The sequence below is a fragment of the Paenarthrobacter nitroguajacolicus genome, assembly GCF_007786235.1.
In the GTDB taxonomy this organism is placed as follows: domain Bacteria; phylum Actinomycetota; class Actinomycetes; order Actinomycetales; family Micrococcaceae; genus Arthrobacter; species Arthrobacter nitroguajacolicus_A.
The window spans coordinates 170,033-194,748 of the sequence record NZ_VNFK01000005.1; the positions used below are offsets into that span (position 1 = coordinate 170,033).

The 24,716-nt window shown below is 62.9% G+C and carries 26 protein-coding genes; 6 read left to right on the forward strand and 20 right to left on the reverse strand.

The annotated features are described in order from the left end of the window. Positions 1-27 precede the first annotated feature (27 nt). On the reverse strand, positions 28-606 hold the full coding sequence (locus tag FQP90_RS08355) for a MarR family winged helix-turn-helix transcriptional regulator (protein ID WP_244296604.1): 579 nt from the start codon (positions 604-606) through the stop codon (positions 28-30). A gap of 219 nt (positions 607-825) precedes the next feature. Between FQP90_RS08355 and FQP90_RS08360 the strand changes: the two genes are divergently transcribed. Then, positions 826-1,350: a cupin domain-containing protein gene (locus tag FQP90_RS08360; RefSeq protein ID WP_144649267.1), complete on the forward strand. Its 525-nt coding sequence runs from the start codon at positions 826-828 to the stop codon at positions 1,348-1,350. 132 nt (positions 1,351-1,482) lie between these two features. On the opposite strand, the gene FQP90_RS08365 is transcribed toward FQP90_RS08360, so the two are convergent. From FQP90_RS08365 to FQP90_RS08430, 14 genes are read right to left on the reverse strand one after another with little or no spacing between them, the layout of a single operon-like run. Further along, on the reverse strand, positions 1,483-2,592 hold the full coding sequence (locus tag FQP90_RS08365; protein WP_144649268.1) for a Rieske 2Fe-2S domain-containing protein: 1,110 nt from the start codon (positions 2,590-2,592) through the stop codon (positions 1,483-1,485). Positions 2,593-2,595: 3 nt separating this feature from the next. Next, the gene (locus tag FQP90_RS08370) at positions 2,596-2,817 is read right to left on the reverse strand and encodes a recombinase-like helix-turn-helix domain-containing protein (RefSeq protein WP_144649269.1); all 222 of its coding nucleotides are present in this window, start codon (positions 2,815-2,817) and stop codon (positions 2,596-2,598) included. Next, a complete protein-coding gene (locus FQP90_RS08375) occupies positions 2,810-3,352 on the reverse strand; it encodes an alpha/beta hydrolase (RefSeq protein ID WP_144649270.1) in 543 nt (180 codons plus the stop codon). The genes FQP90_RS08370 and FQP90_RS08375 overlap by 8 nt, the downstream gene beginning before the upstream one ends. Next, entirely contained in the window at positions 3,353-5,062 is a 1,710-nt protein-coding gene (locus FQP90_RS08380) for a thiamine pyrophosphate-binding protein (protein WP_144649271.1), read from the reverse strand. A gap of 31 nt (positions 5,063-5,093) precedes the next feature. Next, on the reverse strand, positions 5,094-5,930 hold the full coding sequence (locus tag FQP90_RS08385) for an SDR family oxidoreductase (protein WP_144649272.1): 837 nt from the start codon (positions 5,928-5,930) through the stop codon (positions 5,094-5,096). A 50-nt stretch (positions 5,931-5,980) separates the two neighbouring features. Further along, entirely contained in the window at positions 5,981-6,724 is a 744-nt protein-coding gene (locus FQP90_RS08390) for an SDR family oxidoreductase (protein WP_144649273.1), read from the reverse strand. Next, entirely contained in the window at positions 6,721-7,566 is an 846-nt protein-coding gene (locus FQP90_RS08395) for an alpha/beta fold hydrolase (protein ID WP_244296606.1), read from the reverse strand. Before FQP90_RS08395 ends, FQP90_RS08390 begins: the two co-directional genes overlap by 4 nt. Then, entirely contained in the window at positions 7,550-8,536 is a 987-nt protein-coding gene (locus FQP90_RS08400) for a VOC family protein (RefSeq protein WP_144649274.1), read from the reverse strand. The genes FQP90_RS08395 and FQP90_RS08400 overlap by 17 nt, the downstream gene beginning before the upstream one ends. A 40-nt stretch (positions 8,537-8,576) precedes the next feature. Next, entirely contained in the window at positions 8,577-9,539 is a 963-nt protein-coding gene (locus FQP90_RS08405) for a PDR/VanB family oxidoreductase (protein WP_244296609.1), read from the reverse strand. An 11-nt stretch (positions 9,540-9,550) separates the two neighbouring features. Beyond that, the gene (locus FQP90_RS08410; protein WP_144649276.1) at positions 9,551-11,149 is read right to left on the reverse strand and encodes an aldehyde dehydrogenase; all 1,599 of its coding nucleotides are present in this window, start codon (positions 11,147-11,149) and stop codon (positions 9,551-9,553) included. A 57-nt stretch (positions 11,150-11,206) separates the two neighbouring features. Then, complete coding sequence (locus FQP90_RS08415; protein WP_144649277.1) at positions 11,207-11,980, reverse strand: ABC transporter ATP-binding protein; 774 nt, start codon at positions 11,978-11,980, stop codon at positions 11,207-11,209. Continuing rightward, entirely contained in the window at positions 11,973-12,839 is an 867-nt protein-coding gene (locus FQP90_RS08420; RefSeq protein WP_244296611.1) for an ABC transporter permease, read from the reverse strand. The genes FQP90_RS08415 and FQP90_RS08420 overlap by 8 nt, the downstream gene beginning before the upstream one ends. After that, positions 12,836-13,627, reverse strand: coding sequence for an ABC transporter permease (locus FQP90_RS08425; RefSeq protein WP_144649278.1), 792 nt, complete (start codon positions 13,625-13,627; stop codon positions 12,836-12,838). Before FQP90_RS08425 ends, FQP90_RS08420 begins: the two co-directional genes overlap by 4 nt. Continuing rightward, positions 13,624-14,598, reverse strand: a complete 975-nt coding sequence (locus FQP90_RS08430) for an ABC transporter substrate-binding protein (protein ID WP_144649279.1) — start codon at positions 14,596-14,598, stop codon at positions 13,624-13,626. The genes FQP90_RS08425 and FQP90_RS08430 overlap by 4 nt, the downstream gene beginning before the upstream one ends. A 345-nt stretch (positions 14,599-14,943) precedes the next feature. Here FQP90_RS08430 and FQP90_RS08435 point away from each other — a divergent pair, with 345 nt between their 5' ends. Continuing rightward, the gene (locus tag FQP90_RS08435) at positions 14,944-16,080 is read left to right on the forward strand and encodes an MFS transporter (protein ID WP_144649280.1); all 1,137 of its coding nucleotides are present in this window, start codon (positions 14,944-14,946) and stop codon (positions 16,078-16,080) included. A gap of 238 nt (positions 16,081-16,318) precedes the next feature. Next, complete coding sequence (locus FQP90_RS08440) at positions 16,319-16,630, forward strand: DUF3040 domain-containing protein (protein ID WP_244296630.1); 312 nt, start codon at positions 16,319-16,321, stop codon at positions 16,628-16,630. Between the two features lie 60 nt (positions 16,631-16,690). Here the strand turns inward: FQP90_RS08440 and FQP90_RS08445 are convergent, their stop codons facing one another. The 3 genes from FQP90_RS08445 to FQP90_RS08455 all read right to left on the reverse strand — a co-directional run bounded on the left by FQP90_RS08445 (position 16,691) and on the right by FQP90_RS08455 (position 18,521). Further along, the gene (locus FQP90_RS08445; RefSeq protein ID WP_144649282.1) at positions 16,691-17,113 is read right to left on the reverse strand and encodes a hypothetical protein; all 423 of its coding nucleotides are present in this window, start codon (positions 17,111-17,113) and stop codon (positions 16,691-16,693) included. A 91-nt stretch (positions 17,114-17,204) separates the two neighbouring features. Then, on the reverse strand, positions 17,205-17,855 hold the full coding sequence (locus FQP90_RS08450; RefSeq protein WP_144649283.1) for a CG0192-related protein: 651 nt from the start codon (positions 17,853-17,855) through the stop codon (positions 17,205-17,207). Between the two features lie 30 nt (positions 17,856-17,885). Continuing rightward, positions 17,886-18,521, reverse strand: a complete 636-nt coding sequence (locus tag FQP90_RS08455) for a TetR/AcrR family transcriptional regulator (RefSeq protein WP_144649284.1) — start codon at positions 18,519-18,521, stop codon at positions 17,886-17,888. An 84-nt stretch (positions 18,522-18,605) separates the two neighbouring features. Here FQP90_RS08455 and FQP90_RS08460 point away from each other — a divergent pair, with 84 nt between their 5' ends. From FQP90_RS08460 to FQP90_RS08470, 3 genes are all read left to right on the forward strand, one after another. After that, the gene (locus tag FQP90_RS08460; protein ID WP_144649285.1) at positions 18,606-19,664 is read left to right on the forward strand and encodes an agmatine deiminase family protein; all 1,059 of its coding nucleotides are present in this window, start codon (positions 18,606-18,608) and stop codon (positions 19,662-19,664) included. Next, positions 19,664-21,382 carry an amidase gene (locus FQP90_RS08465; protein WP_144649286.1) on the forward strand — a complete coding sequence of 573 codons (1,719 nt, stop codon included), beginning with the start codon at positions 19,664-19,666 and terminating at the stop codon, positions 21,380-21,382. The genes FQP90_RS08460 and FQP90_RS08465 overlap by 1 nt, the downstream gene beginning before the upstream one ends. Before the next feature lie 102 nt (positions 21,383-21,484). Further along, positions 21,485-21,826, forward strand: a complete 342-nt coding sequence (locus tag FQP90_RS08470; protein WP_144649287.1) for a hypothetical protein — start codon at positions 21,485-21,487, stop codon at positions 21,824-21,826. Positions 21,827-22,243: 417 nt separating this feature from the next. On the opposite strand, the gene FQP90_RS08475 is transcribed toward FQP90_RS08470, so the two are convergent. Further along, positions 22,244-23,995 (reverse strand): glycoside hydrolase family 35 protein, encoded by a 1,752-nt coding sequence (locus tag FQP90_RS08475; RefSeq protein WP_144649288.1) that lies wholly within the window; start codon positions 23,993-23,995, stop codon positions 22,244-22,246. A gap of 18 nt (positions 23,996-24,013) precedes the next feature. Further along, positions 24,014-24,712, reverse strand: coding sequence for a DUF624 domain-containing protein (locus FQP90_RS08480; protein ID WP_244296612.1), 699 nt, complete (start codon positions 24,710-24,712; stop codon positions 24,014-24,016). Positions 24,713-24,716 lie beyond the last annotated feature (4 nt).

Here is a 24,716-nt window from a genome sequence, read left to right on the forward strand (position 1 = left end):
GAAGCCAGCTGTCGCTGCTGGTTTTGCCTAGCTGGGATCCATGGTGGACGGACGGTCCGATGGTGCCTCGAGGTTGGTCAGTGCGGGATTTCCGGACTCGAATTCGTCGATGGATGCGGATACTTTTCGAAGGAGGGTGCTCAGTTGGTTGACTTCTTTAGAGCTGAGCCCCTCCAGCATTTGGCGCTGAGTGGCAAGGTGTTCCGCGAAGATCGAATCGATCACTTCCTTGCCGTGGGACGTCAGCTGCGCGTAAACCACGCGGCGGTCTGTGCGGGTCCGCACGCGCTCAATGAGGTTCTGTTCCTCCATGCGGTCAAGCCTGAAAGTGATGCCGCCAGTGGTCAGCATGGAGGAACTGGCCAGCTCGCCGGCGGTCTTCCGGTGCGGTTCGCCTGAGCGGCGCAGGTTGGCAAGGACGTCAAACGAGGCAAGCGTAAGGCCGTACTTCTCAAAGACTGAATTTTCGATCACGCGTTGCTTGATAATGATGCGGGCCAGGCGTCCGAAGACTCCGATGGTTCCGGCGTCGAGTTCCGGCCTCTCCCGTGCCCAGTCCTCAAGAATGCTGTCCACTGCGTCGCTGATATCTGCCTGCTTGCCCATACTTGTCCGCTCTCATGTCTGTGTGCCCTTTATCCACATAACTTAGCACTGACCTTCTCAGTCTAAGAAAGGTTGATAGGAAGAATCTTTCAGGGCAGCGCAGGGCCTTGTCACTCGGTTCTAATTATCTTAGGGTTGAGATAACTAAATCTGAGGAGATAGTTGCGCGTGTCATTGAAGACAATGACACCAAGGCAGTAGTAACGAGAGAGGTCCATCATGAGTGAAGCTGTTGAAACCCGGGAAACCACCCCCGAACTTGAAGAGATGATTGATGCATCCATCGCTTCGCGGGAGACCCGCCAGGTCGATTTCGACACCCTCAAGTTCCAGACGAAAATGGGCGACAAATTCCGTCGCGGCCAGGTTCGCTATATCGGTTCGGGTGCCACCGGTGATCACTCCGGAGACACCAACGTGCTCCCGCCCGATCACTTCACCTTTTCCAACATGGTCCTTCCGGCCGGCTGTGTTGGCCCGGAACACACCCACCCGGATGTCGAGGAAGTGTTCTTCGTTCTTGAGGGACGCGTCGAATTCAGCGTCCACGACGTCGAGGACGGCACTAAAAAGGCGAGCCGTACTCTTGGCTACCGCGACCTTATCCGCGTGCCGGCAGGAGTGCCGCGCAGCCTGCGTACTGTGAGCGATGAGGACGCCCTGATTTGCGTCATCATAGGCTCGAAGAAGCCGGAGATTCCGTTCTACCCTCCGACCTCTGAGATGCACGGCGTGACCCGCTGACCATATGACCCACCGGACGCCCGGATCCGCCGAAATGGCTGGATCCGGGCGTTTCCCGTTGGGGCATGCACCCAAGGACGGGTCCCTGGCATGCCAGGGACCCGTCCTCACCCAAGCGCCTCCCGGGGGAAGTTACAGGGCCTCGAGCTTGGCGGCCTGCTCCCGCGCATCAGCCTGATAGATCCTTCTGATCCTGGCTACGCCAAGATCATGCTGGTAAAGGTTCTCTTCCCGATCGGCGTCAGCGGCCAAGGCCTCCAGGACTTCACGATCCTGTTCCAAGACAACCCAGTGCTTTTCCTCGAGTGTGGCCTTGTACATGAATCGCCACACATCCCGCTCCCAGCCGGAAACGCGTCGCGTACGCCAGTGGAAGACCGCCGATGTCTGCTGGTCAATCGGTGTGGACATGCCGACGATGCCGAAGACGCCGCCAGGTCCGGCCGACTCTGCGTATGGAATCTCCAGGTCCACGTAGTCCATGCCTTCGCGGCAGAACTCCACCCAGTCGAAATTGACTCCGCGCTGGTCCGTTTTCTCGAAGAAGAAGCCTCGGTCCGTTTCGCGGATGCGGAAACGTGCGCTCGTGTCGCCGCCGGACATCGAATGGGATTCCCTATGGAGGAAAGCGCCGTGCATCGGGTCCAGGACGTTGTCCATGTAGAAGCGCCATGGTCCCTTCCATTCGGCATAGTTGGAAAACCAAGAGACCTCGGGATCCGCCAATCGGTCGGGGAGCTTGAATTCCGGTACTTCGGAATCTTCGGTAAGGGGCATGAAAGCAAAGACCATCTCAGCGGCCTCCACAACAGCAAGCGAGACGGTGGCGGTCTTGCCCTCAAGAGCGCAACCAGGCATCCCCGGGACGGAAACAACTTTGCCGGACCCATCCACCTGTACACCGTGGTACTTGCAGGCCACACGGTCTCCCAAATGCTGGCCCACGGAAAGTGGAGCACTTCGATGAGGGCATCGGTCCTCGAGCATGCGGACCCGCCCCAAGGCGTCACGGAACAGCAGCCAATCGACGTTCAGGCGTTTCACCTTGACCATGGCTCCCGTGCCCACAAATCTGGAAGGGATAATGGGGTACCAGCGATCCCGCAGGCCCGTCGAAGCCAGTTCGGCGGCGTCCATTTGGTGGCGGACGCCCACTGCGTATTTCTTCTTCCCAAGTGGTCGCGACGCCGGGGTGGGGACGGTGCCCGGATGTTCGGTGGTGGCGGATGTTGTCATTGTCATGTCCTACTCTCCTAGTCGTCGCATCTCGGCAAGAAACCGGGCTTCATCCCAAGGTGCGCCATCCGGGGCGTGGAGGCCCAGGTCGTTGAGGCCGGCGATCACTCCCGTGAGGTGGTGGGTGCCCCGGCTGAAGATTTCGGCCAGGGCCCCTGACAGCTTCTTTTCGTAGGGGCTGACCGGTTTGCCCAGCCGCGACTGAGCCGGTTCAAGATACAGTTCAGGCATTTCCATCTTCTTCGGGTCGGGTGAAGGCATGGAGTCCTTCAGCTATGTTGATAAATGATGTGGCCCACTCGTTGAAAGAATGCGGCCGGCTGCGGTGCGCTGGCACCTCGCAGTTGTCGATGATCACGAAGACTCCGTCCTTGATTCCTCCGGCCACGCTTTGCGGCTTGGAGATGTCAGTGTCGAACGTGGGGGCGGCGGCGATGACCAACGTGGGCGCCTGTACGTCCCCCAAGAGCTCCTGATATCCAGGGAGGGCAGGGTCCACCTCCGGATCTCCCAGAATGAGGCTCTTCACCAGGGCGGGCCGCCGTGCACCCAGAGCGATGGCTTCGAACGCGGCCACACCCGTGGCTATGAGATGGACGGGGGTGCTTTGTGCCTCCATGTCGGCGGACGCAGTTGACGCAGCCCATTCCTGGATATCCGCCGAATTATGCAGGCACACCACTGAATGCCGGGTTGCCGAGGGCTCCGAGGACGGCCCTGTTGTTCCAGTTGCCCTGTCCAGCTCGCTGAACTCCAGGATCTCCATCTACGCCTCCCTGCCAGCAGTTGCAGGTATGTGGACCGGCGGAACAAAGGGACCTGGTTGCGGGTTCAGGCTGGTGACATCTATTTCGATGACGGCCGGCCCACGGACTTCGATGGCTTGCTCCAAGGCGGCGTCAAAGCTTCCAGACCCCCGCACGCGCCAAAACGGTAAGTTCAGTGACCGGGACAAAAGCTGGAAATCGGGTGTGCAGAGATCCACGCCCGCGCGTGCAAAGCCGTTCGCCTCCTGCAGGTTACGGAGAACCCCATATCCGCCGTCGTTGAAGACCATGACCACGCACCAAGCGCCTGTACCAGCCAGTGTGGCGAGTTCGCCGAGGTGAACTGCCAGGCCGCCGTCGCCAACTATGACTGCCGTGGGAACCTCCGGCCGCGCGCAGGAGGCGCCAATCCCCATGGCCAAGCCTTGGCCTATGCCGCCGCCCACCGGAAAGATGTTGGTTTCCCGAGAGAAGACAGGGAAAAGCCGGTTTCCCCACTGGCTCGAGGGAATGGTGACGTCCCGGGCAATGACCGATTCGCGGGGAAGCCGCCGGCGCAGGCTCTCGGAGATTTCGGCGTAGCCGCCGATGTATTGAGTGAGCTTGTTACGGACAGCTGCCCGCGTTTCACGGACTCTGGCGGTCCAACCTCCGGCTGGGGACACTGCATGCCTTTTCGCAGCGTTTGCCGAAGACGCTTCCACGTGGCTGTTGATGTGTTCAAGGACGGTCCGTGCATCACCCAGCAGACCAACATCGGCGGGGTAGGCACGTCCGATCGCGTCGGCGTCGACGTCGATTTGGAGGTGGGGCGTGGGCAAGGCGAGGTGATAATGCTTGGTTTCGTTGGAACGGAAGTGCGTTCCAACGCTGATCAGGAGATCCGCGTCCGACAGGAGTGCGGCGACCTCCGGAGTCGAGGCGAAGTTGCCGATCACCAAGGGATGGTCTTCCGGGATGACTCCGCGGCCGGAGTTGCTGGTCAGCAATCCGGCACCCAAGGACTCAACCAAGGTGCGCAACGCCGCGCCCGCCCCTGCCGCTCCACCCCCGGCCCAGATCAGCGGGCGTTCCGCCTTGGCTATGAGCGCGACGGCCTGTGCAATGGCGGCCTGGTCAACCCCCGGGGGCTGATGGGCGGTGACATCGATGGCCCGCTGTTCGTCCGGATGTGCCAGATACTGAAGGTCGATAGGCCACTCGATACTCGACGGGGTGTGGGGGAGGGCCTGCAAATGCGCGACGGCCTCCTCAAGATCCGCCTCGGCATCCTTGCAGTTGAAAATGGTGCGGGCGTAGCCTGACACTGCGTCCAACATCTGCAGTTGTCGGGGAACCTCGTGGATCACCCCGCGGTTCCCGCCAAGGAACTCGCTGTCAATCTGGCCCGTGATGTGCAGGACGCGGCTTCCAGCGGTCAGCGCCTCCACCATCGAACCAGCGGCGTTGCCCGCCCCGGTTCCAGTGCTGGTCAGGGCCACGCCGAACTTTCCCGTCGCACGTGAGTAGGCGTCCGCCGCGTTGACGGCGGCGGCCTCGTGGCGCATGGGGACGAACCGGAGTTCCCTGTCGACGGCCTCCACCAACGGGAGATTGTGGATGCTGATGACGCCGAAGGCGGTGTCGATGCCGTGCCGACGCATCACCCGGACCAGGACATCCCCGCCCGTTGGACCCTTGGGAGCCTCGTTTGATTCTTGCTGTGCCATCGATTCTCTTTCGTTGCTTGAATGGTGTTGGTCAGACGTACCTGTTGACTCCGCCGCCGACTTCGACGGTTGTTCCAGTGGTGTAGCCGCTCAGGGGTGAGAGCAGCGTGACGATGTGAAAGGCGACTTCCTCCGCCGTGCCGAACCGTCCCAAGCCGATCCCCCTGTCCTTAGCGATTTCCGCGCTCCATTCCGCATAACCAAGGTCCGTGACAGCCTTCTCAAATCGCCGTCGCCACTGTCCTGTGTCAATGAGACCGAGCAATACCGAGTTCACCCGGATTCCGTCCGGCGCAAGGTCCTCGGCGATGGAATGCGTCAGGTTGAGCAGGCCTGCCCTTGCCGCTGACGTAGCGGCAAGGCGGAGTTCGGGCTGCCGGGACAGGATCGCGTTCACGTTCACTATGGAGGTGGTGGCCGGTGTGGCAGACGACGACGGCGCGTGGCGGGTTTCCGGGGTGGCCGCGGCTTGCGCGAGGGCATTCCGGGCCGATCTGATGATGTTCCATGCGCCAAAGATCTTGAGCTCGAACTCTTCGCGGAACTGGTCGTCGGTGGTGGTGTCCAGCGTGGCCATCAGTGAGCGGCCGGCGTTGCACACCAGTCCGTCCACGCCGCCGAACCGCTGGAGTGTTTGGTCGATGAAACCGTCAGTGGCGCTCCGGTCGGTGACGTCGCACGACGCGAGAAGGATGGAGTCGGGGTCTGCCCAGGAGAACTCCTCGAATGCGTCGGCCAGCCGCTCGGAGTCCCGTGCGCACGCCGCCACGCGTGCTCCTTCACCAAGAAGGTACCGGGCCGTGGCCAGGCCTACGCCTGAGCTGGCTCCTGTCACCACCACTGTCCGGTCTTTCAACTGCAGGTCCATGTACGGTTCTCCTTCTATTGGGGTTCAACTGCGTGGGGGGATGGTGTGGATTAGTGGCCCATGACGAAACCGCCATCCACGATGATGTTTTGGCCGGTGACAAAAGCTGCGGCATCGGAGATGAGGAACTCCACGACTCCCGCGACATCGGCAGGGGTCGGCTCGCGCTGCAGTACGCGGTGGTCTTCGTACAGCTGGAACCTGGACGCTGGGACGGCTTCCGTGGCCTCCACCCGGGTCAGGCCGGGCGCTACGGCGTTAACCCTGATGCCAGCGGGGCCGGCGTCACGAGCCATGGTGCGGGTCATGGACAGGACTGCGCCCTTTGATCCCACGTAGTGCACCAGTCGGGGAGAGCCGTACAAAGCGGCATCCGAGGCGATATTCACGATGGAACCACTGCCTTTTACCGCCAACTGTGGGTAGAAGTGCTTGCTCATGAGCCAGGTCCCAAAAGCGTTCACGTTCATGACACGTTGGAAGAAGGCGTCGTCGAGTTCCCAGAACGCGTCCCCACCCACGCCGTCGGCAAGTGCGGCGTTGTTGACCAGAGCGTCAGCGCCCCCGAGTTCCTCCACGGCCCTGGCCAGATCAGACACGGAGGAGCTGTCTGCGATGTCGGTGATCTTGGCTGTTGCCTGGATGCCCTGCGAACGCAGGGCATCCAGCGCTGATTCGGCCAACTCAGGATTCTTCTCGGCCAGCACTACGTGGTCACCGTTCGAGGCAAGCCGTTCCGCGATGCTGAACCCAAGGCCGCGGCCCGAGCCGCTGACCACCACGAGCCGGCTCATGCCCGGTCCGCCCAGAAACCAAGCATTGCTTCAGCCATAGGTCCAGGTTGTTCCTGCAGCGCGGCGTGCCCCGCGTCCTCGAGGATCTCGAAGGCGGCGCCGGGGATGAGTTTCGCCACGAACCGGGACTCTTCAACTCCGGTGACGAAGTCATCCCGGCCCACAACCACCAGGGACGGAACTTTCAACGCGGTCAACACCACGGCGTTGTTGGTCCGGGCCATCATGCGTGCGGCCGCGGAGTAGCCCGGCAGGCGGACGGCGGCCATGCCACTGCGAACCGCCTCGGCGACGGTTATCGGCGTCACCGGCGAGACAAGCCTGCGGAAACGCCGGGCGGCAAACGCCACGGAACCCACTTCGCCCAATTCACTGATCCGCTTGAGCATCCGGTCGGCGGATTCCCTTGTCAGGCAGGATCCGCGGGTGCTGCTTGCCAGTACAAGCGAGCTCACCAATTCCGGATACCGAGCCGCGAGCTGGGTGCCGATGACCCCGCCCCACGAGGTGCCGAAGACGTGCACAGGACCGGTTTCAAGCTCATTGAGCAACGCGGCAGCCACATCAACGTGGTCCTCGTGGATGGAGGCATCTGTGGACTTGCCGTATCCCGGGGCATCCCAGGAAATCGTTCGGTAGCCGTGGGCGGTCAGTAGTTCCGCCAGCGGGGCACACGAGTCAGCGTTGCCGCCGATTCCGTGCATCATCAACACCGGTGTCCCGGATCCGCGCAGGTCAACCGAAACGCCCTTGGAGGACATCCAACGGACGGCAGGTTCCGTTTCCGGAAGGGGTGCTTGCGGGAGCATCGCAGTCTCGGAGGCGTTAGCGGGCTTCAGCATGGACGGCCTCCGCGTTCAAGAAGTAGCCCTCGGACCTCGGCTGCACCAACTCCCGGTAGCCGGGGTCCGCCACGCCGGCCATGGCGCTTCGGACGGACGCCGTTGGCGGTCCAGCCGTTCCCCACTGATCGGACAACTCCGGAGTGCGCTTCCATGTGCGGCAGAGCCAGCTGTCCTCGTCCACTTGGGCAACCTCGGATGTGTATTCGCACACAAGGTTGTTGGGGTCTGTGAAGTAGGAAAACGTGTTGTCGCCCGGCCCGTGCCGGCCCGGACCCCATTGCGGCGCGATGCCGTGAGATTTGAGGCTTCCGATGCCTCGCATGAAGTGATCAATGCTCTGCATCTCGTATGCCACGTGGTTGACGGAAGTCCAGGGTGCTTGGTTGAACGCAATGACGTGGTGCTCGGCGTTGCAACGGAGGAAGGCCATCTGGTGCTCCGACCAGTCGGAGATGCGCATGCCGAGTACCTGGGTGTAGAAGTCAGTGGCACGATCGATGTCTACGGTGTTGAGCACCACATGCGCGATCTTCCGGGGTAAGGCGCGCCGGCCGGCCGGCTCCTGGGACACCACGGCGTGGACATTGGCGGAGAGTTCCACCAATCGCCCCTCTGGGTCCACCAGCTGCAATCCGTAACCACCGGCAGCATCATCCAACGGCCCGGGCTCGCGGAAGAGCGGAATTCCCAAGGCCGCGAGTTTCACGGCGGCCCTGTCCACGTCCTGCGGCGTGGAGAGGGCGAACGAGACTGAACCCAGTCCGTTCCGTTCTGCTTGCTCCAGGCGAAGGATGTGGTGGTCTGCTCCTGTTCCCCGCAGCCAAAACTTGTTGCCGTCTTCCTCGACGGTGGAGAGGCCCCAGACTTCATGGTAGAAGTCCTTGGCGGCCCCAGTGTGGGGGACTTTGAGGGAAACCGATCGGAGGGATCGGAGTTTGCATACGGGTTCAGCGGCGAAAAATACCATGGCAACCTTCCAGCTTTGGGTGGGATGGGACGAACGTGGATCAGAGATTCAGGACCAGTTCCCGCGACCTGCAGCGGGAGACGCAGACGAACATGGACTTGTTTTCTGCCTGTTCGGCAGGGCTGAGGAGGAAGTCCCGGTGGTCCACGTCTCCTTCCACCACACCCACTTCGCAGGTACCGCAAATGCCCTCGGTGCAGGAACTTGGAACGTTGATTCCGGCTTGGTTCAGGGCGTCCAGTACCGAAATGTCGGGCCCCACCGCTATCCGTTGACCGTTGCTGAGGCAGACCACCTCAAAACTGGTGGTCTCCTCAGCCGGCGGTGCCGCCGGCACCGGAGCCTTGAACCTCTCGAGCCGCAGTTGGGCGGGATCTGACATTGCGGCTTCCACTGCTTTCATCAGCGGCTCGGGACCGCAAACATAGACCAGGGAGTCTTCACCAAGGGACCCTACGGCGCCGGCAATATCGGGAAAATTGCCGTTGGCTTCGTCATCGGCATGGATCGTCACGCGCTCCTGGGGCATCGCTGAGATCTCGCCAAGAAATGCCATGGTGGCCTTGGACCGGCCCGTGTACAGGAGCGACCAATCGGCCCCGTCTTTTTCGAGTTGCCTGGCCATGGCGATGATGGGCGTGATCCCTACGCCGCCGGCCACCAGCACGTAGCTGCCGGCTTCCTCCAGGGAGAAGTTGGTTCGCGGACCTTCCACGTCCAACAAGGAACCGACGGGTAGGTCATCGTGGACAAACTTGCTTCCTCCCCGGGAATCGGGAGTGCGAAGCACAGCCACCGTCCAGGACGCCGAGCTCCCGGGATCAGAGCACAGGGAGTACTCGCGGGTGAGCCCGTTGGGCAGCCGGAGACTCAAGTGCGCGCCGGGAACCCACCCCGGAAGGGGAGCGCCCGAAGGATCAGTCAAGGTCAGGCTGGTGACGCCATCGGCCTCCCAGCTCTTCTGGTGGACGCGCAGGGTGCGGACTGTGGGACTGCTGGTCACGGGAATGCCTTTCATGGTTGCTCGACGACGGTCTGGCGGCCTGCCCACCCCAAGGGGTTGCCCGACAGGTCCAGATAGATACTCTTTTGCCGCATGTAGGATCGGATGCCCTCACGGCCCTTTTCGATGCCCAGACCGCTTTCCTTGGTGCCGCTGAAAGGCGTGGAGATGCTGAACTGCTTATAGGTGTTCACCCACACCGTTCCGGCTTGGATCGCTTTGGCTGTGCGCCATGCGCGTCGATAGTCACTGGTCCAGATTCCGCAGGCAAGGCCGAACACGGTGTCGTTGGCCTCCCTGACAAGGCTCGACTCGTCGTCGAACGGCAGGACGACAGCAACAGGCCCAAAGATCTCTTCCTGGCAAATAGCGGCGGAATTCTGGACTCCGCTGAGGATGGTGGGGAGGTAGTACGCTCCCGCCTCCAAGTCCGGATCCTCGGGAGGCCCGCCGCCGCACAGCACCGTCGCCCCATCTCGGCGGGCGGTGTCCACCATGGCTGCCACGCTGTCCCTGTGCGCGTGGGTGATCATGGGGCCCACTTGGGTTGCGGGGTCAGTTCCCGGCCCCACTCTGAGGTTCCGGGCCCCCTCTACCAGCCTCCCCACGACTTCTTCGAAGATCGAACGCTGAATGAAGACCCTGGAACCCGCAATGCAGCTCTGGCCGGACGACGAGAAGATGCCGTACAGGATGCCTGCCACCGCTTGGTCAAGATCAGCGTCGGGGAACACGATGGTGGGGGACTTGCCTCCAAGTTCCAGGGTGATGGGCATGATCTTCTCCGCGGCAACACGGCCAAGGGTCCGTCCCGTGGACGTACCTCCCGTAAATGAAATCTTGCCCACCTGAGGGTGGCGGGCCAAAGTTTCTCCCACCGTCCTTCCCGGACCGGGCAGCACGGAGAGCAGTCCAGGCGGCAGGCCGGCGTCGTCACAAATTCGAGCCAGCAGCAACGAGACCCAAGGGGCCCACACCGGGGGTTTGATGACCACAGCGTTACCGGCGGCGAGTGCTGGTGCGACCTTTTGGGCGTCACTGGCAATGGGCGAGTTCCACGGGGTGATGGCACCCACTACCCCTACGGGTTCGTACGTGGAAACACTGAGGTAATTGCCGCGTGAGGGAGTCAGCGCCTCCTCCAAGGTTTCCAATGCAGCTGCCGTATAGCGGAAAGTTCCTGCTGCGCTCAATGCCAAGGCGCGGGTTTCCGAGAGAGTCTTTCCGGTGTCCAGAGTCTGCAGTTCAGCGATCTTGTCAGCGTTGGCGACGATTGCGTCGCTGATCCGGTACAGGACGGATGCGCGTTCGTGGGGGAGCCGGCGGGCCCAGCCGCTGCGGTGGACAGCCTCGATGCCTGCCTGAACCGCCTGGTGGACGTCCTCGACAACGGCGCCGTGCAAGGTGGCGAAGCACAATCCCGTCGCGGGGTCGATGGACTCGATCACGTGCCCGGTTCCCCGCCGCCAGATGCCTCCGACATAGATTTCATCAGGAGTCTCCGGATCCGGGTGATTGCTTGATGCCGCCTTGGGGAGGACGTCGTACGCCAACGCCTGGCTGGGACCGGCTGGCCCGTCCAGGGGTTCGGTGAGGCTCTCAGGGTTCATGGTCGAATTCCGTCCGTTAAAAATGCTGGGCAATGGGTAGTCACGTCGTCGCGCCGTTCAGTGGCTGCGCAGAAGGGAGGTGACATGGGCGCGGAGCTCCACAAAACGAGGGTCCTGTTTGGTGCTGATCTGGTTCCTTGGCCTGGGCAGGTCCACTTCCACTGTTTCGGCCACAACGCTCGGGGGAGCTGAAAGAGCGATGACGTGGTCCGCCAGGTAGATGCTTTCGTCGATGTCGTGGGTGACCACCAAAACCGTGACCCCCAATGTGGCGTGGATATCCAGAAGAAGGTCTTCCAGGTCGGCCCGCGTTTGGGCATCCACCGAGGCATAGGGCTCATCCATCAGCAGGAGCTTGGGATGGGAAGCGAGGGCCCGGGCTATGGCCGCCCGCTGTTGCATGCCTCCGGACATCTGCCAGGGGTAAAGTTTTTCCTTGCCCTTCAGGCCGACAGCATCGATCGCTTCCTGAACCCTCTGCCGCCGCTCGTCTGCGGAGATGTGCCGCAACGGAAACCCGATGTTCCTGTCCACGCGCATCCAGGGGAACAAGGACCGTGAATAGTCCTGAAACACCATGGCGAGCCCCTCGGGTACGCCTCTAACGGGCGCGCCGTTGAATGTGACCGATCCCTGGGTGGGAAAGTCCAAGCCGCTGATGATGCGCAGCAGCGTGGACTTTCCGCAGCCCGATGGGCCCACAATGACACTGACCTTGCCTTGCGGAATGCTGGCGGTGATGCTCTTAACCGCAAGGTTCTTTCCGTAGGACTTGGACACGGACTGCAACTCAAGTTCAATCGCTTGTTCGGTGCTTGTTGCACTAGTCATGTTGTTGTGTCGCTCCTCGGTGCCAGGCGAGGACCCGGCGTTCGGCAATGTGGAATAGGAAGTTGAGAGTCACTCCCAGGAAACCCAGGACGATCAGGATGGCCCAGAAATTGGTGTAGTCGAACGTTCGCTGGGTGGTCACCAGCAGATAGCCCAGCCCGTTCTTGGACTTCTGCAACTCTGAAATGATCATGATGATCAGGGACAGCGACAGGGACGTCCGGAGTCCAGCGAAGATCTTGGGCGACGCCCCTGGCAGGATGACGTGGAACAGGACATCGAACGGGCGGATCTTGAAAACCGTCGCGGCTTGCAGCCGCTGGTGGCCGATCGAGTTCACTCCGTCGATCGTGTTGAACAGGATTGGCCAGACGACACCGAACGCGATCAGGAAGATCTTTGGGGCGTCGCCGGTGCCGAACAGCAAGAAGAAGACTCCCAGCAATGCCGGGCTGGGGAGCGAACGGCCAAGATGGATGAGTGGCTGGAAGAGCGCGGCCGCCACAGGCAGGGAACCAAGTGCGATGCCTGCCGCCACCCCCGCAGCGGTAGCAAGGCCCAGACCTGCCATTGCCCGGCCGAGGCTCGGCAACAGATGCTCGTACGTTGCTTTGCCCAAGAAGAAAGTGGAGGGATCGGTGCTGAGGAAGTCTTGTCCGATGCGAAGCACCGCCTTCAACGGATTCGCAATGAACAGTCCGGTACTGGGGCTGGCGGACAATGCCCACCAAACTCCCACGAGGATTGCCGGTACCAGCAATCGCAGGAGCAACCTTTTGCCGTTGAAACCCTTCTTTGGCGCCCGGGGCACGGTGCCGGCCGCAGCTTCTTTGCCCCGAGCCTTATAGAGCGTGCTCACTGTGCCAAGCCTTTCTTCCAGTTGAATGCCGTGCGATCCAGCAGGGCAAAGGCGGCGTTTATCAGGACGCCGAGGACTCCTGCGATGATGGTGGCGGCGTAGACGCCGTCCAGGTTCCCGGCGTTGGTGCTGGCAAGCAAAATGTATCCACCGATTCCCTGTCCGCTGCCGATCAACAGCTCTGCGCTGACGGTCACGATCAAACCGATCGACGCCGCCACCCGCACTCCGGTGAACGCGAACGGCAGCGCGCTGACCAACCTGATTTGCATCAGCAAACCGAGCGGACGGACTCCCAGCGTCCGGGCTGTAGCCACCGCCGTTGGGTCGGTACCCCGAACTCCATACAGCGTGTTGAGGAGGATGGGCCAAATACTGGACAAAGCCACCGTGATGGCGATGGGTGCCACACCGGCGCCAAGCAGCAACACGAGAATGGGGCCGACTGCGATTGAAGGAAGGGTCCGGAAGGCTTCCACAGGGTATTCGAACGCCACGAAGACGGCTGGGAAAGCGCCCATGAGGCCGCCCACCAGGATGCCGGCGATGGCCGCGACGCCAAGTCCCAGAAGCCATTCGCCGATGGTGGTGAACACCTGATTCAGGAAAACGGTGTTTCCCAGAAGCTCTGCTGCCTGAGCCATGACCCTGGTGGGAACCGGCAGTCCGGGCTTGGATACTGCCCCGCTCCGGATCAGCAGTTCCCACATCGCCAGCACGCCCAGGGTTCCTGCGACGCCCAGGACAATGGTCTTGTTCTGGCTCAGGGGGTCGCGCAGGAGCCTCACGGCTTTCCCGGGGCGGAGTAGGTGGACTTGCCGGCGTCGAATTGCTGGATGATGCCTTGCTTAATCAGGATGTCAGCCACGGACTGGACCTTCTCCACGCTCATCCCCGCTTCGAAGCGGGGAAGGGCCATGGTGTTGGCCACCTCCGCCGGAACTTTGGATACGCTCGGGAGCCAAGTCCGGAACTCGGCCTCCTTGCCCGAAATGTCGTTGCCGGCAGCGTAGACGGCACTGACGAATGCCTCGGTTGTATCCGGGTTGTCTTTGACGAAGTTGTTGTTCGCTATGAAGGTGGAGATGGGGAGCCCGGCGTTGGGTCCGCTGGAGAGGTCGACGATGCGTCGAAGGCCGGCTTTTTCAGCGGCCGAAGCAAAAGGTTCAGGCAAATAGCCGGCCTCTATGGAGCCGGCCTGAACTCCGGCGATCATCTCGTTGAAGGGAACTTCAACCCACGAAGGCTCTACCGTGACACCTTCTGCGGCCACGAGGTTCCGGAAAGTCACATCCCCGATGGTGTTGGTGGTGTTGATCCCGATCGTCTTGCCGTTGAGGTCTTGGATGGCCTTGACGGGCGAGTCCGCTTTGACAAACACGCCCAGCGAATTCGGTCCGAGACTGCTGGTCAGGGCCACTGTTGTGACGGGTGCGCCGCCCTGCACTGCAATAGCTGAGGAAACCGTGTTGGAAAAGCTGAAGTCCAACTGACCGGACACGGCCTGCTGGATACCGATGGGGCCACCCTGAATGGGTGTCAGCGTGACGTCCAGGCCGGCTTTGTCAAAGTATCCGTGGTCTTCGGCCCAGTAGACGGCGGCATAGTCTGCCAGCGGAAGCACGCCGACGTTCAAGCTGGTTTTTTCCAGTTTCCCGTCGATGGTGCCATTGCCCTGGCCGGCTGGTTGGCCGCAAGCAGTGAGGGTCATGCCCAGGGCGCTTACAAGTGCAAGCGATGCAAGGAGAGTCTTCCGCATCCGTGTAATTCCTGTCGCGTCGAGGTTGGCCAAGCACAACCTGAACCTATTGAAAGTGACTTGGCTTGAATTTAGTCAGTATCAATTGTCTTAGTACTAAGATCTTTTGACTTGAATGATTCTTGCGGATTATGTGACGGAGGTCAACAGTTTTCTTTGCTGAGTGGGCGAGCCGGTTCCAGCGGTCGAAAGCAGGCGCCGGACCTCTTAAGTGCGCTGAGGGCCCGTTTCGTGTCGCCGATAAGGGGACGTTTTGTCTGTGGCGCTGATGGTTGAGGGAGGTACTGCCGGACCCTGTAACAAGGGACTCTCCCACGTGCGTCTAAACAGGTGTGTCCTTGACAGGTGACCTCAACCCGCGTTCCCCCGACCCGGGCGACTCCCGCTCCCAGCAACGCAAGCCGGACTGCTCTCGCTGTCTCCACACTCGGCTTCTTCGTTATTACCCTCGACGCCCTGATCGTGAACGTTGCACTGGCCACGATCGGCGACCAGCTGGGCGGCGGAACGGCAGGGCAGCAATGGATCGTGGATGGTTACACGCTCATGTTCGCGTCCCTGCTGCTCTTCGCCGGCAACCTGTCCGATCGGATCGGTGCGAAGCGTGCCTTCACCTTCGGAGTGGTGTTGTTCGTCCTGGCCTCGGCAGCCTGCGCGTTCGCACCCGCTCTCTGGATCTTGATCCTCTCGAGGTTCGTGCAGGGCGCCGCAGCGTCACTGATGCTGCCGCCGTCGATGGCCCTGATCCGTGAAGCCTTCCCGGACGCGGTCCAGCGTTCCAAGGCGATCGGTCTCTGGGCGTTGGGCGGAGCGGTGGCTGCCGCGGCCGGTCCGGCATTGGGCGGCCTGCTGACCACCATCGACTGGCGGCTGGTCTTCCTGATCAATGTTCCGGTGGGTGCAGTTGCCGTGGCCTTGCTGATGAAAGTTCCCGTTTCGCCGGTCAGGCCCGCTACGTTCGACTGGCTGGGTCAAATCGCCGCGCTCGCGGGTGTGGGGGCGCTCATCTTTGGGCTGATCGAGGGTGGAGTGCTTGGGTTCGGGGCGGCGCAGGTGTTGGCGTCACTGGCCGTTGCTGTCCTGGCCCTCGCGGTTTTCCTTCTGGCGCAGGCCCGGGGGCGCAGCCCGATGATGCCCTTGGACCTCTTCCAGTCGCCAGGTCTTCGGATTGCCCTTTCGGTGGGGTTCAGCTTCATGGTTGGCTGGTACGGCATGGTTTTTGTCATCAGCCTTTTCCTCCAGCAACATTTGGGGCTGTCTCCTCTGTTGGCCGGTTTGGTGGCGATGCTTTTGGCCGCTCCCGCAGGCTCCCTGGTGATGGTCAGCCTTTTGCTGATTCCCGTCGGGGTGGCCGTCTTCGGTGCCTTGTTGGCCGGTCCAGCGGGATTCGTGCCCGGCCTGCAGGCCAGCCTGCTGATCGCGGCACTACTGCTCTTGTCGACGGCGGTTGCGAGCGTTTTCATCCGCCGGATCCAGAACTAACCCACTCATCCAGGGAGACCTCATGGCACCCGCCGAGACCGCACGCCGGACCCTCAACGCGCTCCGGATACTCAACGACACCGTTCCGGACAGCCAGGCGTTGCAGGAGTATCACCGTAAGAACCAGTAGCAAGAAGGCTGGAACGGGAAGATAATGAAGGCATAGCACGGCAAACAACGCCCGTGCTGATGGACTGGGCATTGCCGCTACGTTCGCGGCCCTGCTCGTGTGGTGAGGATGATTCCGGTGTCGCTGTCGGATGAAGAACGCAGGAGCTTGGAAGAGCTGGAGCGGGATCTCGCTGCAACGGATCCCGACCTCGCCTTTGAGCTGAAGTCCGGCCGCCCCCGAGGTGCTCTGGCACGTACCGTTCTTGGCACTCTGGCCGTTCTGGCCGGCTTCGTCATGGTCATCGTCGGAATTATTACCCAGCTGGTGGTCCTGGGCGTGGTGGGGTTCCTGATGGCCAGTGCGGGGGCCTACTGGCTCTTCGCCGGAACCTCGCTCAGGAGAAGGGGTCAGCGGCACGACGACGGACCGGCGCCTTAGGGGCGCCGGTACCTTGGCCAGACCCGGGCTTAAAGGCCCGGGACTTTAAGGGTCCAGGCTTTAGGGAACCGGAGGAGCCGGCGGCTGGACCGGCGCTTCCGGCTGTTTGACCGGCTCAGGTTCGCCCGGGGGCACCATCATCCGCCACGCCAGCACGGCACCTGCCCCCACCGCGGCAGCGGCCAGGGCGATCAACAAACCGCCGCGGCGCGGGCTGCGCTGGCTTGTCCTTCGCCTGAGGGCCTGGGTTGTCCTCTTGACTGCTTGCGCAGCAGTGCGCTGAGCCTTCTTCGCGGTCCGCTTGTTGCCGGTCAGCGTGAGCATGACTCCGTGCACCACGGTTGGGACATCGGCATGGTTGATCCGGGACAAAGCCCACTTCACCACGGCGTCCGTTTGCGACGATTTGCCCTCTGCCGCGTGCGTTACCCATTCGCGGGCAAGGTCCTGCGCGGCCGGAATGATGTTCTGAGGTTTGTTCATAGTGCACCCCTAACGGAGTAGATGGCTTCGCTTGCCAGCCTACGCCCGGAGTCCCTGCAGCCAACAGATACCCGGGCGTTGCTGACTGTGGTCAGTCCCGGATTACCGCGGCGAGCTCCACCGGGCTTTCCAGTCCGGCCCATGTGCCGTTGAGGGTCAGCTCGCCGTGAAGTTCCGGGGCGGCTGCCGTGTTGGACGACGAATCTGCAGCTACATCCACCACCCGTGCCACCTTCAACCGAAGCTCACCGGCATCAATGATCGTCACGCCGCTGCCCGATACCGGCGCCGAGGCGCTCAAGGTGGGGACGCCGACGTCGAGCGTTCCGCTGCCTTTCACCGTGACGGTGCTGGGGCGGGGCTCGGGCTCGCCGTCGACGAACTGCTCGGCCTCTTTCTGGCCGGTAAGGATGGCAGCGGCCAGGGCCTTGACGTAGATGGGGTCGGCGCAGGCGTCGTAAACGAAGCGCTTGCCCAGGACGGAGTGATCCATGGTGCCGATGAGCCACTCCTCGGCACCGGCCAGTTCGAAGCCACGGTAGCTCAGCGGAACCTGGTAAATGCGCTCGCCGGCGGCGACGATGTGCGTTTCGAGTCCTACCTCTCCGGCCGGATCATCAAAGCGGTAGGCGCCGATGAGCTCCGGTGCGCCTTCCTGGATGAACCAGGGCTGCTTCGGGAGGTAGTCAGCGATGAGTTCGAGCTTGGACGGGGACAGGGTTGCCTTGTGGATGATCGCCATGGCTCCAGCCTAGGGCAGGGTGCGGTGCCCTTACGCGCTTGGCTTGGGCGTGAGGGAACCCCTCGCCGCGCCGACCATGCCCTCCACTGCGCGGGCAAGGTGGGTGCCGCGATCATTGACGCCGTCCCAACGGACCAAGGCCTGCGCGTTGAGGCCGTCCACCATGCCGAGGATCTGCCAGGCGACGGCAGCGGCATCGGAAACGTTGAACGCACCGGTCGCGTTGCCGTCCTCCACGACTCCCTGAAAGACCTTCTGCCAGGCATCCATTTGCTCGCGGACGGAGGCGGCGAGGGTCTCATTGCGGCGCCCCAAGGTCCAGGCTTCCACCCAGATTGCCGTGACGTCGAGCCGGCTGTTGTCCAGGAGGGTGTCCACCAGCAGGCCGAGCCGTTCCGACGGTCCTGGGCGCTGGCTCAGCAGGCCTGCGACTTCCTGGGTTTCCGCGGCCACGATGGTTGCGAATGTGCTGGAGACGAGTGCATCCATATTGGGCTGATAGTGCGCCACCAGGCCTGAAGCGACGCCCACGCGGGCGGCAACATTGCGCAGCGTCAGTGCCATGAGCCCGGCCTCGAGAGCGAGTTCGCGGGCGGCTTCGGTGATTTCTGCGGCGCGTTCTTCCGGTGACTTCCGGAGTGCGCGCTTCTGTGGAGTGCTTGACATCAAGGACCAGTCTAGATTACCTTTTCAGCATTGTTGATCGTGTGATCAACAAGAGGATTTGCACTAAAGACGAAGGAGTCACCCATGGCTTGGAGAATGCCGGCCGAAACCGCACCGCATGAGCGCACCTGGATGGCGTTTCCCCGCACCGGCCTGACCCTCGGCGACGACGCCGCCTCGGCCGAAGAGGCCTACGCGGCCTGGACCGCCGTCGCCCAAGCGGTGGCCGAATTTGAACCGGTGACCATGGTGGTGGACCCCAGCGAGCGCGAGCGCGCAGCCCACATGCTGGGCAGCGGCATCGAACAGCTCGAGGCGCCATTGGATGAATTCTGGATGCGCGACGTCGGACCCACCTTCGTGCTGGACGACGACCGTCCCGGCGTGCTTGGCGCTGTGGACTGGATCTTCAACGGCTGGGGTGCCCCGGCGTGGTCCGAATGGCAGAAGAGCGCCGGAATGGCACGCTTCGTCGCCGCGAACTCCGGCGCGGAACTGGTCAGCTCGCTGCTGGTCAACGAGGGCGGCGCCATCCACGTGGACGGCGAAGGAACTGTGCTGATCACCGAAACCGTGCAGCTGGATCCGGGCCGGAACCCCTACGCCAACAAGGCAGCGGTTGAAGCCGAACTGGCCCGCACCATCGGATCCACCAAGGTCATTTGGGTACCTCGCGGACTGACCCGCGACTACGAGGACTTGGGCACGCGGGGCCACATCGACATGGTGGCCACCCTGCCCACTCCCGGCCGTATCCTGCTGCATTCCCAGACGAACCCCGAGCACCCGGACTATGACGTCAGCCGCACCCTCCAGGCCTTCCTGGAAACGCAGACGGACGCGGCGGGCAAGCCGTTCGAGATTGTGCCGCTGCCGGCGCCGGAAACGCTGCGCGACGACGACGGCTTCGTGGACTGGAGCTACGTCAACCACCTGGTGGTCAACGGCGGAGTGATCGCCTGCGGCTACGGCGAAGAACGTGCCGACTCGCTCGCCGCTGAGATTCTTGCCGAGGCCTATCCTGGCCGCCGCGTCGTCACTGTTGACGCCCGGCCAATCCTGGCCCGCGGGGGCGGGATCCACTGCATCACCCAGCAGCAGCCGCGTCTTAGCGGAACACAGGTCGCTGGAGGTGCAGCGTAATGGCTCCATTCGACGTCGTTGAGGCCTCTATCCTGCAACTGCGCCAGGCGCTGGAAACAGGGAAGGCTACCAGCGAGGAGCTCACCCAGGCGTACCTCGACCGGATCGAGGCCTACGACCACAACGGCATCAAGCTCAACGCATTGGTGGTCATGAATCCCGATGCGTTGGCCGATGCCCGGGCCTCGGACGAACGCCGGGCGCAGGGCGCGGTGCTCGGACCGCTGGACGGCATCCCCTACACCGCCAAGGACAGCTACCTGGCCAAGGGCCTCACCGCCGCAGCCGGTTCGCCGGCCTTTGAACACTTGGTGGCACAGCGCGACGCATTCACCATCGAACGACTCCGCGATGCCGGGGCCGTGCTGATCGGCCTGACCAACATGCCACCGATGGCGAATGGCGGCATGCAACGCGGGGTCTACGGACGCGCCGAAAGCCCCTACAACGCAGACTTCCTGACGGCCGCATTCGGTTCCGGTTCCTCCAACGGCTCCGGCACCGCGACGGCTGCCAGTTTCGGGGCCTTCGGCCTTGGTGAGGAGACCTGGTCAAGTGGCCGCGCACCGGCGTCGAACAATGCTCTGTGCGCGTACACGCCTTCGCGCGGCGTCATCTCGGTGCGCGGCAACTGGCCACTGGTGCCCACCATGGACGTCGTGGTTCCGCACACTCGAACCATGGCCGACATGCTGGAATTGCTGGACGTGATCGTGGCCGACGACGCCGAGTCCCGCGGTGACTTCTGGCGTGCGCAGCCCTGGGTTCAGATCCCGAAGTCCTCCGAGGTCCGGCCGGAGTCATACCTGGCGCTTGCCGTGGAAGACGCCGACGGCGGGCGGCTGGCATTGCGGGGCAAACGCTTCGGAGTGCCGCGCATGTACATCAACGCGGATCCGGACGCCGGTTCCAGTGAGCAGCCCGGCATCGGTGGCCCCACCGGGCAGCGTATCGAGACGCGGGCTTCCGTGATGGAACTGTGGGAAGCCGCGAAGCGCGACCTTGAAGCTGCCGGGGCCGAGGTTGTGCTGGTGGACTTCCCCGTGGTTTCCAACTATGAAGGCGACCGACCGGGCACACCTACCATCGCCACCCGCGGCCTGGTCAGTTCCGCATACCTCAAGCGTGAGATCGAGGACCTCTCGGCCTGGGCGTGGGACGACTTCCTGCGCGCCAACGGTGATCCCGCCCTCAGCAGGCTCGCCGATGTGGACGGCGCGGCGATCTTCCCGCACCCGAAAGGCGCCCTGGCGGACCGTTACACCGGCTTCGACGACCACATCTCCGGTTATCCCCGGCAGGTCCGCGACTACGGCGTCTCCCGCTTCACCGAGATCCCTGAGTTGGAAGGCGGAGTGCGCGGGCTGGAAGAGACCCGGCGCGTTGACTTGGAGGACTGGATGGACGGGCTCGGACTGGACGCGGTCCTGTTCCCGGCAGCCGCCGACGTCGGACCTGCCGACATGGACGTCAACCCGGCCTCCGCGGACCTCGGCTGGCGTAACGGCGTGTGGGTAGCCAACGGCAACCTCGTCCCCAGGCATCTTGGCATCCCCACTGTCACCGTGCCGATGGGAACGATGGCAGACATTGGCATGCCCGTGGGGCTCACCTTCGCCGGTCGGGCCTACGATGACGCTGCACTCCTGACGCTGGCCGCAGCCTTCGAAGCCACGGGTTCACGGCGGACGGTGCCACCCCGGACTCCGGCGCTCTAGCGGCTTAGGCGGTGGCTTCGGCAGCGGGGCAAGCCGGGCCTAATGCGGGACCGGGGCCCTGCACTGATTACAATCAGAGGGACGTCGACCACTGAGGGAATCATGAAGAAACTCACCACTGTCCTGATCGCTGCCGGGCTGCTTGTCTCGGCTTCCGCTTGTTCTGCTCAGCAGCAGCTGACCACCAAGGAAACCTGCGACCGCGTGGGCGTCGCCGCCGCCGGCATTCCCCAGAGCCCAAGCCAGACCGCCACCATCCGTGCGGCCAACGCCATCCGGCCCATCGAGCCAGTGGCCTCCACAGAGATGAAGCCGGTTGTCACTGCCATCTTGGAATTCCTGGACGAGCAGGCCAAGGAAACCCCGGATGAAGCCAAGCTGGGCGAGCTCAATGCAGCGTTCCAGGAAGCCGGCGCCAAGTACGGCGAGCTCTGCCGCGGCTAATGACGCCCGCGGCCTAGTGGCCCCGCAGGCATGCGAAAAAGGGACCGGTTCAGTTGAACCGGTCCCTTTTTCGTGTGCAATCGCTCAACGCTCTCTCACTTCCCACCCCCTAAAACCCGTACGCTCTCTCACTTCCCACCCCCTAAAACCCGTACGCTCTCTCACTTCCCACCCCCTAAAACCCGTACGCTCTCTCACTTCCCACCCCCTAAAACCCGTACGCTCTCTCACTTCCCACCCCCTAAAACCCGTACGCTCTCTCACTTCCCACCCCCTAAAACCCGTACGCTCTCTCACTTCTTTCAGGCAAGTGAGAGAGGGAGCCGGGAATGGGGGTGGGATGTGAGAGAGGGAGCCGGGAACGGGGGTGGGATGTGAGAGAGGGAGCCGGGAATGGGGGTGGGATGTGAGAGAGGGTTACTTTTCGTCGGGTCCCAAGTCAGGCCCGACGGCGAAACTCGCCTCGCGCGTCGCGCTTCCGTGCAGTTCCAGGATGGCGAGTTCGTTGGCGCCTTCCCGGATCAGCGGACCAGGAACGTAGAGGGTGCGCTGCGGACCACGGCTCCAGTAGCGGCCGAGGTTGAAGCCGTTGATAAACGCATTGCCTTTGGTCCAGCCATCCAGCCGGAGGAAGCGGTCTCCGGGGCCGTCGGCTTCGAAGGTAGCAAACGAGACTGATGGGCCAGCCACTCCCGCGGTGGTGCCGCCAACAGGCAGCCCGGTCGCCGCCTCCCGGAACGCCGCCAGGGAATCAAGGTCAACAGAACCGATTTCCCAGTCCAGGACCTCCACTCCGTTCAGCAGCGCGGGCCCCATCAACCCCTTGGATTCGCCGATCCTCTGCCCATAGTTCACGCGGCCTTGGTCCTCGAGGAGAATTTGCAGGCGGCCCCCGGCGGGCACGGCGATGGTGCGCTCGCCCAACTCCCGGCTCAGCGTCCCCAGGGGAAAGCCATCCAGGAAGAACTGCGCGCGGTCCCGTACCTCGGAGAAGGACAGGATACCGCCGGTCTCCAGTGACGTCTGGTACAGGGAGAATCCGCGGTAGCGCCCCGTCACTTCCACGGGCGGGATCGGCCCAGGAACCTGAGATGCAGCCACGGCAGCAGAGAGCAGGTGCACGGACTCGGAGACGGTCACCACAGAAGTTGGCAGGGGAACCCGCTCAGAGGGGACCTCCTCCGGTACCGGGAAGTGTTTGGCGATCACGTCCCGGAAGGCGAAGTACTTGGCTGTGGGGTGTCCGTCTTCGGACAGTGGGGCGTCGTAGTCGTACGAGGTGATGGTGGGCTCGTAGATACCTTTGTCGTTGGCACCGTTGGTGAAGCCGAAGTTGGTTCCGCCGTGGAACATGTAAATGTTTACCGAAGCACCGGCGGTCAGCAGGGCGTCCAGTTCGGCGGCGGAAGCAGCGGCGCCGGTGGTGTGGTGGTGGGTGCCCCAGTTATCGAACCAGCCGTTCCAGAACTCGGCGCACATCAACGGCCCGGTGGGCTGCCGCTCGCGCAGGAAGGCCAAGCGCTCCTCGGCGCGGGAACCAAATGTTCCGGTCTTGTGGAGTTCAGGCAGGGAGCCGTCCTCGATCATGGTCCCGAAGGGCTGGTCGCAGGTGAACAACGGAACGTCCACACCCGAGCGCTTGGACAGGTCCACCAGATGCTGGAGGTACTCCTTGTCCTTCCCGAAAGCGCCGTACTCGTTCTCAATCTGCAACAGGATGACCGGTCCACCATGGGTGATCTGCCGCGGCACCACCACTGCCAGGACGGCCTCCAGGTAGGAGGATACGGCCGCCAAGTAGCCTGGCTCGCTGCTGCGCACACCGACGGTCGGGTCGCTGAACAGCCAAGCCGGCAACCCTCCGTTGTCCCATTCGGCGCAAATGTAGGGGCCGGGACGAACGATCGCCCTCATGCCCTCGGCCGCCACCAGGTCCAGGAAGCGGCCCAGGTCCAGTCCGTCGTCGGTATGGAAAGAACCGGGAACGGGTGCGTGCTCATTCCAAGGCACATACGTTTCGATGGTGTTCAATCCCATGAGCCGGGCCTTATGGATACGGTCAGCCCACAGGTCCGGGTGCACACGGAAGTAGTGGATGGCTCCGGAGAGGACGCGGAAAGGTTCGTCGTTCAGGAGGAAGTCCTGATCGCCGATTGCGAAGGTGTCCAAGGAATGTCCTATCGGGGATTACGCGGAGCGGAGCACGGCGTGGAAGGCGTACGAAGCATTGCTCCAGATCACGAACAACAGCGGTGCGGGGGCCAGTGCGATGCCCAGGACCGGCTGCATCACGGCGGCGGACACGATGATTCCCAGCAACACCAGCATGGCCAGGCTCAAGTACCAGCGCTGCACAGCCAAGAACAGTGAGGCCTTCAGGATGCTTTTCATGCTCGCTTCGGGAAGGAGCACGACGCCGGCGATCGCCGTGACGGTGAGGCTCACCGTCACGGCGGCTACTACGACAATCAGCGGCACCAGAAGTGCAGCACCTGGAACGGTCTGGGCATTGCTCTGGAGCACGGCCAGGTCCACACCGAGGAATAGCAGCATGGCCACGGCACCTGCCCCGAGCAGTGCGGCTTTCGCGAAACTGCGCTTGTACCCCCGAAGGAAAGCGGCAACCGGCTTGACCGCGCCGCCGTCGTCGTTCAATGCGCGGAAGGCGGCGAAGATGCCGGCGAGTGACGGCGCGATGGTGACCGACAGCGCCAGGAAGAACGGCCAGGCGGCCGCGGGGTCGGCCACCAAGGCAAGGCAGAGCACCAGCGGAGCATTGGCCACGGCAAGCAGGACGTTCCCGGCCAGGAAAGTGTAGATGAATCCGAAAATGCTCCCGAAGGTCTCGAATCCTGGCCCGGCCCACCGCCGCGGTTTAGCGCTCACGGAA

Coding starts and splice junctions, on each gene's coding strand:
- FQP90_RS08355 (WP_244296604.1), bottom strand. CDS start 606: ATGGGCAAGCAGGCAGATATCAGCGACGCAGTGGACAGCATTCTTGAG.
- FQP90_RS08360 (WP_144649267.1), top strand. CDS start 826: ATGAGTGAAGCTGTTGAAACCCGGGAAACCACCCCCGAACTTGAAGAG.
- FQP90_RS08365 (WP_144649268.1), bottom strand. CDS start 2,592: ATGACAATGACAACATCCGCCACCACCGAACATCCGGGCACCGTCCCC.
- FQP90_RS08370 (WP_144649269.1), bottom strand. CDS start 2,817: ATGCCTGAACTGTATCTTGAACCGGCTCAGTCGCGGCTGGGCAAACCG.
- FQP90_RS08375 (WP_144649270.1), bottom strand. CDS start 3,352: ATGGAGATCCTGGAGTTCAGCGAGCTGGACAGGGCAACTGGAACAACA.
- FQP90_RS08380 (WP_144649271.1), bottom strand. CDS start 5,062: ATGGCACAGCAAGAATCAAACGAGGCTCCCAAGGGTCCAACGGGCGGG.
- FQP90_RS08385 (WP_144649272.1), bottom strand. CDS start 5,930: ATGGACCTGCAGTTGAAAGACCGGACAGTGGTGGTGACAGGAGCCAGC.
- FQP90_RS08390 (WP_144649273.1), bottom strand. CDS start 6,724: ATGAGCCGGCTCGTGGTGGTCAGCGGCTCGGGCCGCGGCCTTGGGTTC.
- FQP90_RS08395 (WP_244296606.1), bottom strand. CDS start 7,566: ATGCTGAAGCCCGCTAACGCCTCCGAGACTGCGATGCTCCCGCAAGCA.
- FQP90_RS08400 (WP_144649274.1), bottom strand. CDS start 8,536: ATGGTATTTTTCGCCGCTGAACCCGTATGCAAACTCCGATCCCTCCGA.
- FQP90_RS08410 (WP_144649276.1), bottom strand. CDS start 11,149: ATGAACCCTGAGAGCCTCACCGAACCCCTGGACGGGCCAGCCGGTCCC.
- FQP90_RS08415 (WP_144649277.1), bottom strand. CDS start 11,980: ATGACTAGTGCAACAAGCACCGAACAAGCGATTGAACTTGAGTTGCAG.
- FQP90_RS08430 (WP_144649279.1), bottom strand. CDS start 14,598: ATGCGGAAGACTCTCCTTGCATCGCTTGCACTTGTAAGCGCCCTGGGC.
- FQP90_RS08440 (WP_244296630.1), top strand. CDS start 16,319: ATGATTCCGGTGTCGCTGTCGGATGAAGAACGCAGGAGCTTGGAAGAG.
- FQP90_RS08445 (WP_144649282.1), bottom strand. CDS start 17,113: ATGAACAAACCTCAGAACATCATTCCGGCCGCGCAGGACCTTGCCCGC.
- FQP90_RS08450 (WP_144649283.1), bottom strand. CDS start 17,855: ATGGCGATCATCCACAAGGCAACCCTGTCCCCGTCCAAGCTCGAACTC.
- FQP90_RS08455 (WP_144649284.1), bottom strand. CDS start 18,521: ATGTCAAGCACTCCACAGAAGCGCGCACTCCGGAAGTCACCGGAAGAA.
- FQP90_RS08460 (WP_144649285.1), top strand. CDS start 18,606: ATGGCTTGGAGAATGCCGGCCGAAACCGCACCGCATGAGCGCACCTGG.
- FQP90_RS08465 (WP_144649286.1), top strand. CDS start 19,664: ATGGCTCCATTCGACGTCGTTGAGGCCTCTATCCTGCAACTGCGCCAG.
- FQP90_RS08470 (WP_144649287.1), top strand. CDS start 21,485: ATGAAGAAACTCACCACTGTCCTGATCGCTGCCGGGCTGCTTGTCTCG.